Source organism: Stenotrophomonas sp. YJH_SMC_19, from assembly GCF_059367915.1.
Genome location: NZ_JCAFRI010000003.1, coordinates 337,037 through 352,298, shown reverse-complemented (window position 1 = coordinate 352,298; position 15,262 = coordinate 337,037). Strand labels below are relative to the sequence as shown.

Sequence of the window (15,262 nt, the reverse complement as noted above, 5' to 3'; positions counted from 1 at the left end):
TACGCTGGCCTGAAGGCCAAGGGCAAAGCGAGCAAGGTGGCGCTCGTGGCGGTCATGCGCAAAATGCTGGTGATCCTCAACGCCCGTAAGCGAGACGCCGAGGTGGCCCTCGGCTGCCCCTGACAAGACAGTTGCTACTGGGGCTACCGGATTGGGTCCGGGGCAGATCCCTTACACTGGCCGCCTCTTCATCCCTGCCCACCCGATGAACCTTCCCCTGCACTTCGGCCTGCTCGGTACCCTGGAAGCCGGCGCCATCGCCCTGCTGGTCGGGCTGCTGGTGTACTTCCTGTGGTCGCAGCTGTGCCGGCTCCTGCACTGGACCGCGGGTCACGCGATCGGGTGGTCCTGTGTCATCGCCGTGATCATCTCCGCCGGCATCGATGCATGGAAGCTGTTCTACATGGGCATCGTGCGGCTGGAGTCGCCGCTGTACGCGCGCCTGTTCCTGGCAACCATCCACGATCCGAACGAACTCGGCAGCCGCGTGGTGCTGGAAATCGCCGGTGCGCTCGCCGGTGTTGCGCTCGGCTGGGTGTTGTTCAGTTCGCGGTCATCGGAAAAAACCGTCGACTGACGCAGGTTTTTCGTTGGCTGCCGGTTAAATCCGGCAGCGCTGAATGCGCATCTTATGAGCTGCTCACTTGCTGCTAACCACCGCGCTAATGCATGCGCGGGGGCGAGTGGTTAATGGTGCGTGTTGACGCCGGTCGCGGGGCAAAATCGATTCAGAAACGGGGTGGCAGGGTAGGTGCCGTGCGGAGACAACACGCCGCGCAACACCACCCAATTGGCAGGAGACACCCCTGATGACTATTCGCAACCGCAAGCCCCTGATCGCCCTGATCGTCGCCGCTGGCAGCGTGCTGGCCATTCCAGCGATGGCACAGTCGGCCAAGCAGCAGGCGGCGCATGCGCAGAACGAGGCCGCACAGGCCCAGCAGGCGGCTGCACAGGCCGGCCAGGCCGCCGACCAGGCGACCAACGCTGCCGCAGCCGCATCGGCGCAGGCCAACGGCGGTGGCCAGACCTGGGCCAGCATCGATACCGATGGCAACGGCACCATCAGCAAGACCGAGGCGCAGGTGAACGCGGGCCTGGCCCAGGTGTTCGACCAGGCTGATACCAACAAGGACGGCGAGCTGAGCGCCGATGAGTACAAGGCCTATGTGGCCGCCCAGCAGGCCGGCGCCGGCGGCGCAGCGCAGGGTGCGCAGGGCAGGTAAGACCTGTATCGGGGCGTATGGGAACCCGGGCGGCTTCGGTCGCCCGGGTTTTTTTCGTCACCACGGCCCCTGTATCCTTGCGCGATGAACACCTCCACGCCTGCGCCGTCGCGCGCCATCGGCCTGGTCGGTTTTGACGGTGACGATACGCTGTGGAAGAGCGAGGACTACTACCGCAAGGCCGAGCAGGACTACCTTGACCTGCTGTCGCGCTACGTCGACGTGCACGACACCCAGACCGCGCGCCACCTGCTGGAAGTGCAGCAGCGCCACCTGGGCACCTTCGGCTACGGCGTGAAGAGCATGACGCTGTCGATGATCGAAGCGGCCATCGACATCACCGGGCAGCGCATCGAAGCGAAGGACATCCAGCGCATCCTGGATATCGGCCACGACACCCTGGGCCACCCGGTCGAACTGATCGACGGTGTGCGCGAAGCGGTGGCGGCCATCGCCGAGCACTACCCGGTGGTGCTGATCACCAAGGGCGACCTGTTCCACCAGGAAGCGAAGATCAAGGTCGCCAACCTGGGCGAGCTGTTCCCGCGCATCGAGATCGTCTCGGAGAAGGACCCGGAAACCTACGCCCGCGTGCTGGCCGAATTCGATCTGCCCATGCAGCGCTTCGTGATGGTCGGCAACTCGCTGCGTTCGGACATCGAGCCGGTGGTTACCCTGGGTGGCTGGGGCGTGCATACCCCGTACGCAGTGACCTGGGCCCACGAGACCCAGCACGGCGTGGCCGATGATGAACCGCGCATGGTCACCGCCGATACCGCCCACGACTGGCCGGCCGCACTGGCGGCGATCGAAGCCAAGGCCGCTGCGGCGGCCTGACAGGGCCCGGCGGCTGCGGCAGAATCGGGGCATGAATTACCGACTGCGCGTGTTGCTGTTGTCCTTGCTGCTGGCGCCGGCCACCGTGCTGGCCCAGCAGACCGCCGAGCGTTCGGCTGCGTATGAGGTGGCAACCGGCGACAGCTGGGTTGATGCCCAGCTGCAGGACATCAACCATTACGCCGAACGCTACCCGGATGCCTTTCTCGATGAGGTATCGCGCTATGCCGACGTGCCCCGTGGCTACATCAGCGCGCTGTTCACCACCCATGGCTGGCAGGCCGGGGACATCTATTTCGCCTGCTTCTGGGCCAAGGCCAGCGGCCAGACCTGCCGCGACAGCGTGCGCGCCTTCAGCCAGGACCCGGACGGCGGCTGGGAAGCGGTGGTGAAGCGGATGCCCACCAAGCCGGACAACCTGCATTACCGTGCCGTGCGCCACGCCATCGTGGCCAGCTACCAGCATTGGGACCGGCCGATCACCCTGGATGCCACCCTGAAGCGCCAGCTCAAGCGGTAGTGCCGGCCGCTGGCCGGCAATCGCACCCTTCCAGGCATCCGGAGATTGCCGGCCAGCGGCCGGCACTGCCGGTTTGTTTCATGTTGCTCTGCATATCGCCGCCACCGCGCGCTCCGGCGACAATACGGGTCCGAGCTGTTCCCCCGTTCCCGTAATCGAGTGACTGATGAGCGCCTCTTTGGTTTCGCCTGATGTGATCCGCCGCCTGTTCGCACAGGCCATGTCCCGCATGTACCGCACCGAAGTGCCGCTGTACGGCACGCTGGTGGAACTGGTGGAGCGGATCAACGCGCAGGTGCTGGAGCAGGACCCCGCTCTGGCCGCGCAGTTGCAGCGCAACGACGAGCGCGCGCGCCTGGATGAAGAACGCCATGGCGCGATCCGCGTGGGCACCGTGCAGGAACTGGCCACGCTGCGCCGCCTGTTCGCGGTGATGGGCATGTACCCGGTCGGCTACTACGACCTGTCGGTCGCGGGCGTGCCGGTGCATTCCACCGCGTTCCGCCCGCTCACCGGCGCGGCGCTGGCGCAGAATCCGTTCCGCGTGTTCACCTCGCTGCTGCGCCTGGAGCTGATCGAAGACGAAGCGCTGCGTGCCGAATCGGCGAAGATCCTTGCGCGCCGCCGCATCTTCACCGACGGCGCGCTGGCACTGATCGACCAGGCCGAGCGTGACGGCGGCCTGGCGCAGGCCGATGCCGAGCGCTTCGTCGAGGAAGCACTGGAAACCTTCCGCTGGCACGGCGATGCCACGGTCGACCTGCCGACCTACCACGCGCTGCACAACGCGCACCGCCTGGTGGCCGACGTGGTCAGTTTCCGTGGCCCGCACATCAATCACCTGACCCCGCGCACGCTGGACATCGACGCTGCGCAGGCGGCGATGATCGAACACGGCATGGCCGCCAAGGCGGTGATCGAAGGCCCGCCGCGCCGCGCCTGCCCGATCCTGCTGCGCCAGACCAGCTTCAAGGCATTGGAAGAGGCCGTGCATTTCCCGGGCGGCGAAGGCGGCGATGCCGGCACCCATACCGCGCGCTTCGGCGAGATCGAACAACGCGGCCTTGCGCTGACCCCGAAGGGCCGCGCGCTGTACGACCAGCTGTTGTCCCAGGCCCGCGATGCCGGTGGCGAAGGCAGCACCGGTGGCGACTACGGCCAACGCCTGCAGGCGGTGTTCGCCAGCTTCCCGGATGACCATGACACGCTGCGCCAGGAAGGACTGGGCTATTACCGCTACCAGCTGACCGACGCCGGCCGTGCCGCGCCCGAGCGCGTGGCGGATCTGCCGGCTGAAGTGCTGGTGGCCGCCGGCCTGGCCACGGCCGACCCGATCGTCTATGAGGATTTCCTGCCGGTCAGTGCCGCGGGCATCTTCCAGTCGAACCTGGGTGGTGAAGAACAGCGCGCCTATGCCGCACATGCCAACCGCGAGGCCTTCGAGCAGGCGCTGGGCGTGGCGGTGAATGACGAGTTCGAGATCTATGAGCGTCTGCAGGCGGAGTCGCTGGCGAGCCTGCGCATCGCGTGAAGGTAGAGCCGGGCGCTGGCCGGCTGCTGGGGAAGCCGACCAGCGGCCGGCTCTACCCGATTCCGTAGCTGGGGTCAGAGCCCTTTCCTGTGGAAAGGGATCCGACCCCGAACGCAATCAGCCCTTCATCGTTCCGGTATCCAGCCAACGCTGGTGCCACGACAGCGCTTCCGGCAGCAGGTGCGGGGTGTGCTTGCCGTAGCTCTCGCGGCTGGCGCGGTCGAAGTAATCCTGCAGCTGCGGACGGAAATCCGGATGCGCGCAGTTGTCGATCAGCACCTGCGCGCGCTTGCGCGGGGTCAGGCCACGCAGGTCGGCCAGGCCCTGTTCGGTGACGATCACCGACACGTCGTGCTCGGTGTGGTCGACATGGCTGGCCATCGGCACGATCGCCGAAATGGTGCCGTTCTTCGCGGTGGACGGGCTCAGGAACGCCGACAGGAAACCGTTGCGGGCGAAGTCGCCGGAACCGCCGATGCCGTTCATGATCCGCGTGCCCATCACGTGCGTCGAATTGACGTTGCCGTAGATGTCCACCTCGATCATGCCGTTCATGCCGATGCAGCCCAGGCGGCGCACCAGTTCCGGATGGTTGGAGATTTCCTGCGTGCGCATGATGATGCGCTCGCGGTAGAAATCGATGTTCTCCTTGAACGTCTCGTTGGCCTGCGGGCTCAGCGCGAAACCCGTGCACGAGGCATAGCTCAGCACGCCGTCGCGCAGCAGGTCGAGCATGCCGTCCTGGATCACTTCGGTGAACGCGGCCAGGTCGCGGAAACCGCTCTTGGCCAGGCCGGCCAGCACCGCGTTGGGAATGTTGCCCACGCCCGACTGCAGCGGCAGCAGGTTCGGCGGCAGGCGGCCCTTCTTCACTTCGTGCTTGAGGAACTCGATCAGGTGCGAAGCGATCTGCTCGCTGGTCGCATCGATCGGGCTGAACGGGCTGTTGCGGTCCGGGCCGTTGGTGCGTACCACGGCCACGATCTTGTCCGGGTCGCAGCGCAGCGCGGTGTCGCCGATGCGGTCGTTGGCGTTCACCAGCGGAATCGGTTTGCGGTGCGGCGGCAGCGCGGTGCCGTAGTAGATGTCATGCATGCCGTCGACGCCGGCCGGCTGCCATTCGTTGACCTCGACGATCACCTTCTTCGCCAGGTCCAGCCAGGTCTTGTTGTTGCCGACCGAGGTGGAGGGCACCAGCGAGCCATCCTCGCGGATGGCCGAGACTTCGATCACGGCGGTATCGATCTCGCCGTAGAAGCCGAACCACACGTGCTGGGCAACGTGGCTGAGGTGGATGTCGATGTAGTCCAGCTTGCCCTCGTTGATGCGGTTGCGCGCATCCGGGTCGCTCTGGAACGGCATGCGCATCGCGATGCCATCGGCTTTGGCCAGCGCGCCATCGAGTTCCGGCGCGGTGGAGGCGCCGGTCATCAGCTTGATCTGGAAAGGGTTGCCCTGGGCATGCACCGCTTCGATGCGGCGGGCCAGTTCGACGGGAACGGCCTTGGGATACCCGGAGCCGGTAAAGCCGCTCATGGCCACGGTTTCACCGGGCTGGATCAGCGCGGCTGCGGCCTCTGCGGAGACCACGCGGTCACGGAGACGCGCGTTGGCGATGCGATCAACAGACATGACGACACGTGTTGCTGGGGGGAATTCCGATTATCGGCCATCCTCATCCGTACGGGGGGTTCTACCTTCGTGGAATGGCTTTTCCCCAGGGGCTCACCCAAACCCGTCGGTTTTGTTTTGCAGTGCAGCGTGCAAAGTGCTTTCGCAGCCCGCACGATGGCCCTGCATCCCGACGTGGGGGAGGGAGCAGAGCCCGCTGGCAGTTCGCTGCAAGCGGGCTTTTTTATTGCCTGTCGCCCAGTATGAATACGCGGCCTCCATTGTTGGTAATGCCGGCCGCTGGCCGGCAGATCCGATGATGCTGCCGAAGGTTACCGGGGTTGCCGGCCAGCGGCCGGCACTACCGGGTCCGTTGCGCCCCGGCCGGGTCGATACAATCAGCCCATGACCCTCGCCCCCGCTGATCTGCCCGTCTCCCTGCAGCCTCTTGTCGACCGCGCCCTGGCGCGCCTGGCCCAGGTCCTGACCGAGCCCATCCCGGCCGACCTGCTGCCGTTGCTGACCCGGCTGGCGGTGGCCAGCGACTTCGCGCTGGACACCCTGGTGCGTCAACCCGCGCTGCTGGCGCAGCTGGCCGCGCCCGGCTGCCCGCCGATCCCGGCGCCGGTGCTCGACCCGCTGCAGCCCAGCGACTGGCCGGCACAGCTGCGGCGCTGGCGTGCGGCGATGTCCACACGGCTGATCTGGCGCGACCTTGCCGGGCTGGACGACGTGGCGCAGACCCTGGCCGGCGCCACCACCCTGGCCGAAGACTGCCTGCGGCTTGCGCTGGAGGCCCTGCAGCAGGAATTCGCCCAGCGCCATGGCGTCATCGCCGATGACCAAGGCACGCCGCAGCAGCTGGTCGTGTTCGGCCTCGGCAAGCTGGGCGGCGGCGAGCTCAACTTCAGTTCCGATATCGATCTGGTCTACGCCTATCCGCACGGCGGCGAATCCGATGGCCCGCGCGCGCTGGCCGCCGAAGAGTATTTCGCCCGCCTCGGCCAGCGCCTGGCCAAGCTGCTGGACGAAACCACCGTCGATGGCTTCAGCCACCGTGTCGACCTGCGCCTGCGTCCGTTCGGCAGCGCCGGCCGCGTCGCGCTGTCGTTCGCGGCGATGGACCAGTATTTCCAGCGCGAGGGCCGCGACTGGGAACGCTACGCGTGGCTGAAGGCGCGCGCGGTGGCCGGCGACATCGCCGCCGGTGAAGCGTGGCTGCAGACCCTGCGCCCGTTCGTGTACCGCCGCTACCTCGATTTCACCGCGCTCGATGGCCTGCGCGAAATGAAGGCGGCGATCACCGCCGAGGTCGCGCGCCGCGAGTTGCACGAGGACATCAAGCGTGGCGCCGGTGGCATCCGCGAAATCGAATTCCTGTGCCAGGCGTTGCAGCTGATCCGCGGTGGCCGTGAACCGGCACTGCGCGAGCGTCGCCTGCTGGTGGCGCTGGATGCACTGGTCGCCGCCGGTCAGATCGCGCCCGAGGATGGCAGTGCACTGCGCGAGGCTTACCTGTTCCTGCGCCGGCTGGAGAACCGACTGCAGATGCTGCGCGACGCGCAGACCCACGTACTGCCCAGCGACGCGCTGGACCGCGAACGCATCGCCGTCGGCCTTGGCTATGCGGACTGGAACGTGCTGCGCGCGGCGTTGGCCGAACAGCAGCAGCGCGTCAGTACTGAATTCGCCGCGCTGCTGGCGCCGCGCAAGGGCCAGGCCGCGCCCGACGCGCTGGCCAACTACTGGCGCAGCCTGCCCGAAGGCAGCAACGCACCACTGCTGGCCGAAGCCGGCTTCCTCGATGCCAACGGCGCCGACCAGTCGCTGCGTGATTTCGCCCAGGGCACCGGCGTGAAGTCCTTGTCCGATGCCGCGCGTGCGCGGCTGGATCGCGTGCTGCCCGCACTGCTGCATGCGGCCACGCGCTCGCCACAACCCGACGCCGCGCTCAAGCGTGTGCTTGGCCTGCTGCAGGCGGTGCTGCGCCGGACCAGCTATCTCGCGCTGCTGGACGAGCAGCCCAGTGCGCTGGCGCGGCTGGTGGATGTGCTGGCGCGCAGCGCGCTGCTTGCCGAGCGCCTGGCGGCGTATCCGCTGCTGTTGGACGAACTGCTGGACGTACGCGTGTCCGGGCCGATGCCGGATGCCGCCGGCATGCTGGCCGAGTGCCAGCAGGTGCTGGCGGTGGAGGATCCCGAATCCGCGCTGCGCTGGCTCAACGAGACGCGGCTGGCGCTCAGCTTCCGCATGGCGATGGCTACGCTGGATGGCCGCCAGGGCGCGGTGGACAGCACCCGGCAACTGGCCGAACTGGCGCAGGCGGTGGTGGTCACCGTGCTGGCGATGGCCGAAGCGGACATGCACGCCGCACACGGCGGGATTCCCGGCGGACGTTTCGCGATCATCGGCTACGGCAGCCTGGGTGGGCTTGAACTGGGCTTCGGTTCCGATCTGGACCTGGTATTCCTGCACGACAACCCGGCCGGGGTGGACGCCAGCGATGGTGCGCGTCCGCTGGAGCCGGGCCGCTGGTATGCGCGCCTGGCGCAGAAAGTGATGGCCCTGCTCGGCGCGGTTACCGCCGCCGGCCGCCTGTACGACATCGATGTGCGCCTGCGCCCGGACGGTGGCAAGGGTTCGCTGGTGTCTTCGCTGGCCAGCTACACCGAATACCAGCGCGAACGCGCATGGACCTGGGAACACCAGGCCCTGGTGCGCGCACGCGGCGTGGCCGGTGATGCCAGCCTGCTGGCCGACTTCGAGCAGGTGCGTGCACAGACGCTGGGGCGTGAGCGCGACACGGGTGTGCTGTATGCGGACGTGCTGAAGATGCGCGGCCGCATGCGCACCGAACTGGACCGCAGCGATGCCGCACGACTGGACCTGAAGCAGGGTGCCGGCGGCGTAGTGGACCTGGAGTTCCTGCTGCAGACCGGCGTGCTGGCACGCAGTGCGCAGCATGCGGCGCTGCTGCAGCCGCGCGATACGCCGTCGTTGATCGATGCGCTGGCGGTTGCCGGTTTCCTGCCGGATGCCACCGCGCAGGCACTGCATGGCGCGCACGCCACGCTGCTGGACGTGGGCCTGGCCTGCACGCTGGATCGGCGCCCGCGGTTGGCACCGACCACGCCTGCGATTGAAGAGGCGTGTGCCGCGATTACGGCAGCGTGCAGAGCCGCGGAGCTGCCGTTCGCCTGAGCGGGGGCAAATGCTGCAACAACTTTGGGTAGGTGCGGACCGTTGGTCGGCACCCACCGGATCAATGGCCCTGCGATGCCCGCTTCTGGTAGGTGCCGACCGTTGGTCGGCACAATCTGTCGGCAGCGATGAGTTCTGCAGGGCGTGCCGACCAACGGTCGGCACCCACCGAATCAATGGCCCTGAGATGGCCCGCTTCTGGTAGGTGCCGACCGTTGGTCGGCACAATCTGTCGGCAGCGATGAGTTCTGCAGGGCGTGCCGACCAACGGTCGGCACCCACCGAATCAATGGCCCTGCGATGCCCGCTTCTGGTAGGTGCCGACCGTTGGTCGGCACAATCTGTCGGCAGCGATGAGTTCTGCAGGGCGTGCCGACCAACGGTCGGCACCCACCGGATCAATGGCCCTGCGATGCCCGCTCCTGGTATGTGCCAACCGTTGGTCGGCACAATCTGTCGGCAGCGATGAGTTCTGCAGGGCGTGCCGACCAACGGTCGGCACCCACCGGATCAATGGCCCTGCGATGCCCGCTCCTGGTAGGTGCCGACCGGTGGTCGGCAAAATCTGTCGGCAGCGATGAGTTCTGCAGGGCGTGCCGACCAACGGTCGGCACCCACCGAATCAATGGCCCTGCGATGCCCGCTCCTGGTAGGTGCCGACCGTTGGTCGGCACAATCTGTCGGCAGCGATGAGTTCTGCAGGGCGTGCCAACCAAGGTCGGCACCCACCAGAGCATGTGCGGTCAGCTGGTGGCCCGCAGCGGCGCCATCTTCCACAACAATGCGCGGAACGGGGCCAGCAGGCAGACGCCGATCGCCAGCTTCACCGCCAGGTCGCCGGTGGCCCAGCTCACCCACGGCAGGGCGGAACCGGCAAACGCGATCGACCAGAAAATGGTGGTATCCACCGTCGCGCTGCAGGTGGTGGCCACCATCGGTGCGCGCCACCAGCTGCCACGACGCAGGCGGTCGAACACGGTGATGTCCAGCAGCTGCGCCACGATGAAGGCCGAGCACGAGGCAATGGCGATGCGCGGCGTGGCCACCCACACCGACAACACCACCGCCACCAGGAAGCCGATCCACGCCACGCGGCGCGCCGGGCCCGGGCCGAAGCGGCGGTTGATCAGGTTGCTGACCAGGAACGCGACCGGATAGCTGAAGGCACCCCAGGTCAGCCAATCGTTGATCGGGTACTGCACCAGTACGTTGGACAGCAGCACCACCGCGCCCATCGCCAGTACCGCCAGCACCAGGGCGCGCGGGGTCAGCGGGGCAAAAAGAGGGGCAGGACGCACGGACATGGCGAGCCAGGGGGACAAAGGGGATCGCCCATTATCCGCCCGGCCCGCGTCAAAGCCAAAACCGGTCGTTCAGCTTTACAGCGCTTCGCTCAACACGTCGCCAGCGGCGTAGGCGGTGGGCACGTAAGCCAGTGCCTGGCCCTGCGCGCTTTTCACGGTCCAGCCGGCACCGGCTTCGGTGGGGTCGAAGTGCACCTGCTGGCCGACCACGAAGCCTGCCGCCTGGTCTTGATGCACGCGCGCCGGCCAGCGCACGGTGGCGGTCTGGTCGGCCTTGTCCGGCACCTGCAGCTGTACCTGGCGCTCGCCCTCCGGCGTGGTCTCCACCTTCTTCACCTCCATCGGCGGCAGCGGCACTGCCTTGGTGCGCGTGGCCCGCCCGTTGCGTTCGCTGGCCTTGAACGGCGCCTTGGACAGTTCGGACAAGCCCATCGAGGCCGCCAGTGGCAACGACAGCACCACGAACGACGTTACGATCACGCTGGCCTCGCTGCTGTTCAACTGCGGCGCGGCGCCAGCATGGACAGTGGGCACCAGCAGCGCCGAGAGCAGCAGAGCGGACGCGGGAATGCGCAGGCAACGGAACATGGAGACCTCCTGGTCAACGTGGGGGCGGCGGCTCAGCGCCGGGTATCGAAGATGTCGCGCGGGCCGGTGGCCTCGGGCAGGTATTCCAGCGGGCGGCCCTGGTTGTCCTTCACCTGCCAGCCCTGGTCGGTGCCGGTCGGCTCGAAGTTCACGGTCTGGCCCACGGTGAACTGCACGGCGGGATCGCCGGGGCGCTTCGGCCACTGCATCGACGCGGTGTTCTGCGGGTTGTTGGCATCACGCAGCAGTACTTCGCGGCGGCCGTCGACGGTGGTGGCGATGGCGCTCACCTGCATCTGCGGCAGCTTCACCGATGCACCGTGGCCTGGTGGTAGCCCGGCATCCCGGGCTTCCTTGGCAGCGGCGGCGCGCGCGGAAGCAACCAGGGGCGCGGACATTTCCAGGCTCGGCCCCTGCGGACCCGGGTCCTGCAGGATGATGATGCGGCGTTCGGCATGGGCGGTGTTCGCGCCGAGCAGGCCGGCAATGATCACCATCGACATCAGGGAAACAGGCAGCGGACGCATGTCGTTCTCCTCGCGGGATTCAGGGCGTGGCGGCAGCAGCACCGGCCACCGGCACATGGGGGATCACCAGTTCCTGCTGCAGCTGGCTGCGCTGGTGCAGGAAGTCGAATACCGATTCCACCGTCACCACCGAATAGTTGCCGGAAATGCGTTCGCCGGCGGGGTGGTCGGTGGTGGTGGCGTTTGCAATGAACAGGCGTGCACCCACGCGCTTGCCCAGGCCGATATGCAGCACGCTGGGCTGGTACTTCTGCTGGCGCAGCCATTGCTGGGCCTGTTCGCGCTTGACGATGGCCGGTGCGCCATCGGCCTGCGCCATCGCCGCGCCCAGCACCTCCAGTACCCACTGGTTGGAGTTCTGGTAGTCGGTGGCGAACGGGTAGGCGACCACGTTGTACCTGGTCTCGTGCAGCGCCTTGGGCTGGATCGACGGCGACACCAGCATCGCCTTCAATACAGCACGCAGCGGCGCCGACGGCACGCCGATGCGCAGGTCGGTATGCCCGCCGCTCTCGCCGACGAAGTTGCCCAGGCCCTCGTGGTACAGCTGCGAGCTGTCAGTCTTGCAGCGGTTGAGCAGGTGCATCGCGCGCCAGCGGCCGTCGTCCTCGCGCAGCAGGAAGGCCAGGTGGCTGTGGCGCAGGCCGTAGCGGCTCAGGTCCTGGCCACCGCGCGCGGCGATCACCACGTCCACATCGGGCAGCGCATCGAGACGCTCGGCGGTGGTCCAGGCCACGTCCAGCATCGCCGCCTGCGCGGCCACGCTCGGGTAGCGCTCGCGGCATTCGGTGCTGTTGGCCCAAGCGGGTGCGGTCGCCAGCAGGCTGGCGATCAGCAGCGCGGCGCGGGGCAGGCGGGAAAAACGATCCATGTCGATACCTTCAACGGCGGGCAGGCCCGCGCGCCGATCATACGCCGGTCAGCGCAGCGGGCGGTCCAGGCCCTTGCGCTGGAGTTCCTTGTCGCAGGCGTCGCTGATCGGGGCCACCGGCAGCGGCGGGCGCTGGCCAGTCTTCGGATCGCGCAGCGCCGGTTGTTCGCGGTACGCGTCCAGCTGCTGCTGGCATTGATACGAGATCGGATCCAGCTCGGTGGGCGTGGTGGAGCAGGCAGCGAGCAGGGCCAGGGGCAGCAGGAGCAGGGTGCGCATGAAGACGTTCAGCGTGATGGGGGACGCTGGACTCTAACCGCACAGTCGGATCGAAATGTTCAGAAAACGCTGCGCACCCGGTAGTGCCGGCCGCTGGCCGGCAACGTCAGGATCTTCGGTAGCGCGTAGAGCATTGCCGGCCAGCGGCCGGCACTACCCCAATGCCAGACGCTGTTTCACTTCCGCGGCCACCCGCGCGGTCTCGCGCAGTGGTTCGATGCGGTCGTACTGCCAGTCCAGCCAATGCGCCTGCAGCCGCCCGCGCTCGCGCAGCTGCTGCTGGAAGCGCGCCAGCCGGCCTTGCGCGGTATCGGCCAGCGCCACCATCACCGGCATGCGCGTGGCGCAGGCTTCAGACAGCAGGTTCACCGAATCGGGCGAGACCACCACGCGGTTGGCCCAGCCGAGCAGGCCGCCATAAGGATTCGTACCGTCGCCGCCGTCGCCCCAGATCACATGCGGCAGGTCGGCGAACGTCGCGCGCAGGATCTCGGCCAACGCCGGCGGCGTGCGTCGCGAGGTGGTCGCCAGCAGGCTGCCGCCTTCGCTGCGGATCTGCCCGGCCAGCGCCTGGAACACGCCCACCATCGCCGTTTCATCCCACGGCGCCAGCGGCGTCGGTCCACCGACAAGCAACGCGGTGCGCGGGCCGGGCAAGGTACTGAAGCCGGCGAACGCGGCGCGGCCCCAGGCCAGCCAGTCGTCGTCCACCGGGTTGAGGCTGCCGAGCAGGGTCAGCACGTTGCTGCCACGCAGGGCATCGTGTTCGGGCACCACCACCACATCCCAGTGGCGTGCGCCGATGCGCGGGTCGAGGATCTGCACCACCTGGCTGCCACGTGCGCGCAGCACGCGCAGTGCGCCGGCGGCCTGGCGGCCACAGCCGATCGCCAGCGCCGGGGCCTCGGCAGCCAATGACGCGAAAGCCTCGCCATAGCCGTTCACATCACCCGGCAGGCGCCGCGGCGACAGCCAGCGCCAGGGTGCGCGGGGCTGCAGGACCAGCGGTCGGTGGGTGCCCTGGCGCAGCGCCGAGGCCAGCGCGACCGCTTGGCGGACATTGCCCGCACGGCCGTCAGTGACCGTCCATGGCGCGCTCGATCGTTTCACCATTGGCATTAATTCGTTTCAGCCCTGCTGGGTGTTGCAACAGTCGCGACACTCTACACTGCGGCTCGTCGTTTCGCCCCGCGCCGCCCGCGGGCACTGACTTCCCTTAGCCGCCCTGGAGATCCACCGATGTCCCACGCGCTCGACGCTGCTGCCCTCGACCAGCTGTTCCGTACTGCCCGCACCCAGAACGCCTTCCTCGACAAGCCGGTCCCGGCCAGCCTGCTGCAGGAACTGTATGACCTGGTGAAGTGGGGCCCGACCGCCGCCAACACCACGCCCGCCCGCTTCGTCTTCGTCACCTCGAAGGAAGCCAAGGCCAAGCTGGCCCCGGCCCTGTCCGAAGGCAACCACGACAAGACCATGGCCGCTCCGGTCACCGCCATCATCGGCTTCGACCTGGACTTCCACGAGAAGCTGCCGTACCTGTTCCCGCACACCGATGCCAAGGCCTGGTTCGACGGCCCGCAGGAAGGCCGCCACGAAGCCGCCCTCCGCAACGGCAGCCTGCAGGGCGCCTACCTGATCCTGGCCGCACGCGCGCTGGGCCTGGATGCCGGCCCGATGTCGGGCTTCGACCCGGCCAAGGTGGACGAAGCGTTCTTCGCCGGCACTTCGATCAAGTCGAATTTCCTGGTCAACCTGGGTTACGGTGACCCGGCGGGCCTGTTCCCGCGTCTGCCGCGCCTGTCGTTCGACGAAGCGGCGCGCATCGCGTAAGTCGTTGTATCGGTTTCGGGCCTGCTGTCCCGTGGCAGGCTCTTGCTGCACCGTGTACCCACCCTACGATCCGGAGAGTTCCTCAGATGAGCGCCACCCGTAAACTGCTGCTGCCGCTGGCCCTGACCCTGGCCATCGCCGCCTGCTCCAAGCCGGCCGACACCGCTGCCCCGGCTGCCGATGCCGCCGCCCCGGCCACCACCGAGCAGGCCGCCACCCCGGCCGCCGATGCCGCCGCTGCCGCGCCGGCCGCCGAAGCGATCAAGATCGCCTCGGGCACCTACAAGCTGGACCCGACCCACACCGACGTGCTGGCCCAGTGGAGCCACTTCGGCTTCTCCAACCCGAGCGCGCACTTCGGCAACGTCGAAGGCACCCTGGTGTACAACGCCGAAGACGTGACCAAGTCCACCGTGGAAGTGAAGCTGCCGCTGAGCGGCCTGAACAGCTTCACCGCCAAGTTCGACGAGCACCTGAAGAGCGCCGACTTCTTCGACGCCGCCAAGTTCGCCGATGCCACCTTCAAGAGCACCAAGGTGGAAGCCGCTGGCACCAACAAGCTGACCGTCACCGGTGACCTGACCATCAAGGGCATCACCAAGCCGGTCACCCTGGACGTGACCGTCAACGGCGGCGGCGAGCACCCGATGGCCAAGGTTCCGGCCGCCGGCTTCGATGCCACCACCACCCTGAAGCGCAGCGATTTCGGCGTCGGCGCGTATGCCCCGAACGTCAGCGATGAAGTGAAGATCCGCATCACCACCGAAGCCACCGGCGAAAAGCCGGCGGCTTGATGCACCCCGCTCACTCGTCGTGAGAAGGCAGAAGGCCCGCTGAAAAGCGGGCCTTCTTTTTGGGTGCCGGTAGAGCCGGCCGCTGGCCGGCTGCATGCGGGGTGCCCGATGCTGATGGGGTTGCCGGCCAGCGGCCGGCACTA

At 67.7% G+C, this 15,262-nt stretch carries 15 protein-coding genes and 1 pseudogene; 9 read left to right on the top strand and 7 right to left on the bottom strand.

Annotation, left to right across the window (positions count from 1 at the left end; genetic code table 11):
- The 6 genes and pseudogenes from AC5P5R_RS06180 to hglS form a co-directional block, all read left to right on the top strand.
- Positions 1-123, top strand: a pseudogene (locus AC5P5R_RS06180) (IS110 family transposase); the annotation flags it as partial.
- Between the two features lie 82 nt (positions 124-205).
- On the top strand, positions 206-577 hold the full coding sequence (locus tag AC5P5R_RS06175; protein ID WP_012478956.1) for a hypothetical protein: 372 nt from the start codon (positions 206-208) through the stop codon (positions 575-577).
- 232 nt (positions 578-809) lie between these two features.
- Entirely contained in the window at positions 810-1,226 is a 417-nt protein-coding gene (locus AC5P5R_RS06170; protein ID WP_005407824.1) for an EF-hand domain-containing protein, read from the top strand.
- Positions 1,227-1,310: 84 nt separating this feature from the next.
- Entirely contained in the window at positions 1,311-2,063 is a 753-nt protein-coding gene (locus tag AC5P5R_RS06165) for an HAD family hydrolase (protein ID WP_111722859.1), read from the top strand.
- 31 nt (positions 2,064-2,094) lie between these two features.
- Positions 2,095-2,583, top strand: a complete 489-nt coding sequence (locus tag AC5P5R_RS06160; RefSeq protein WP_012478959.1) for a hypothetical protein — start codon at positions 2,095-2,097, stop codon at positions 2,581-2,583.
- A 166-nt stretch (positions 2,584-2,749) separates the two neighbouring features.
- The gene (hglS, locus tag AC5P5R_RS06155; RefSeq protein ID WP_012478960.1) at positions 2,750-4,114 is read left to right on the top strand and encodes a 2-oxoadipate dioxygenase/decarboxylase HglS; all 1,365 of its coding nucleotides are present in this window, start codon (positions 2,750-2,752) and stop codon (positions 4,112-4,114) included.
- 117 nt (positions 4,115-4,231) lie between these two features.
- On the opposite strand, the gene scpC is transcribed toward hglS, so the two are convergent.
- Positions 4,232-5,746: a succinyl-CoA:acetate CoA-transferase ScpC gene (gene scpC, locus AC5P5R_RS06150; RefSeq protein ID WP_005407828.1), complete on the bottom strand. Its 1,515-nt coding sequence runs from the start codon at positions 5,744-5,746 to the stop codon at positions 4,232-4,234.
- 384 nt (positions 5,747-6,130) lie between these two features.
- Here scpC and glnE point away from each other — a divergent pair, with 384 nt between their 5' ends.
- Positions 6,131-8,926: a bifunctional [glutamate--ammonia ligase]-adenylyl-L-tyrosine phosphorylase/[glutamate--ammonia-ligase] adenylyltransferase gene (gene glnE, locus AC5P5R_RS06145; protein WP_012478961.1), complete on the top strand. Its 2,796-nt coding sequence runs from the start codon at positions 6,131-6,133 to the stop codon at positions 8,924-8,926.
- A gap of 743 nt (positions 8,927-9,669) precedes the next feature.
- Here glnE and AC5P5R_RS06140 read toward each other — a convergent pair.
- The 6 genes from AC5P5R_RS06140 to AC5P5R_RS06115 all read right to left on the bottom strand — a co-directional run bounded on the left by AC5P5R_RS06140 (position 9,670) and on the right by AC5P5R_RS06115 (position 13,608).
- A complete protein-coding gene (locus AC5P5R_RS06140) occupies positions 9,670-10,230 on the bottom strand; it encodes a queuosine precursor transporter (RefSeq protein WP_012478962.1) in 561 nt (186 codons plus the stop codon).
- A gap of 75 nt (positions 10,231-10,305) precedes the next feature.
- Positions 10,306-10,818, bottom strand: coding sequence for a hypothetical protein (locus AC5P5R_RS06135; RefSeq protein WP_495226337.1), 513 nt, complete (start codon positions 10,816-10,818; stop codon positions 10,306-10,308).
- Between the two features lie 32 nt (positions 10,819-10,850).
- Positions 10,851-11,345 carry a hypothetical protein gene (locus tag AC5P5R_RS06130; RefSeq protein WP_005407832.1) on the bottom strand — a complete coding sequence of 165 codons (495 nt, stop codon included), beginning with the start codon at positions 11,343-11,345 and terminating at the stop codon, positions 10,851-10,853.
- A gap of 19 nt (positions 11,346-11,364) precedes the next feature.
- The gene (locus AC5P5R_RS06125; protein ID WP_005412057.1) at positions 11,365-12,216 is read right to left on the bottom strand and encodes a DUF2145 domain-containing protein; all 852 of its coding nucleotides are present in this window, start codon (positions 12,214-12,216) and stop codon (positions 11,365-11,367) included.
- A gap of 48 nt (positions 12,217-12,264) precedes the next feature.
- Positions 12,265-12,495 carry a hypothetical protein gene (locus AC5P5R_RS06120; protein WP_005407834.1) on the bottom strand — a complete coding sequence of 77 codons (231 nt, stop codon included), beginning with the start codon at positions 12,493-12,495 and terminating at the stop codon, positions 12,265-12,267.
- Between the two features lie 153 nt (positions 12,496-12,648).
- On the bottom strand, positions 12,649-13,608 hold the full coding sequence (locus AC5P5R_RS06115; protein WP_005407835.1) for a mitochondrial fission ELM1 family protein: 960 nt from the start codon (positions 13,606-13,608) through the stop codon (positions 12,649-12,651).
- 126 nt (positions 13,609-13,734) lie between these two features.
- Between AC5P5R_RS06115 and AC5P5R_RS06110 the strand changes: the two genes are divergently transcribed.
- Positions 13,735-14,325, top strand: a complete 591-nt coding sequence (locus tag AC5P5R_RS06110) for a malonic semialdehyde reductase (protein WP_005407836.1) — start codon at positions 13,735-13,737, stop codon at positions 14,323-14,325.
- A gap of 86 nt (positions 14,326-14,411) precedes the next feature.
- Positions 14,412-15,119 (top strand): YceI family protein, encoded by a 708-nt coding sequence (locus AC5P5R_RS06105; protein ID WP_005407837.1) that lies wholly within the window; start codon positions 14,412-14,414, stop codon positions 15,117-15,119.
- Positions 15,120-15,262 lie beyond the last annotated feature (143 nt).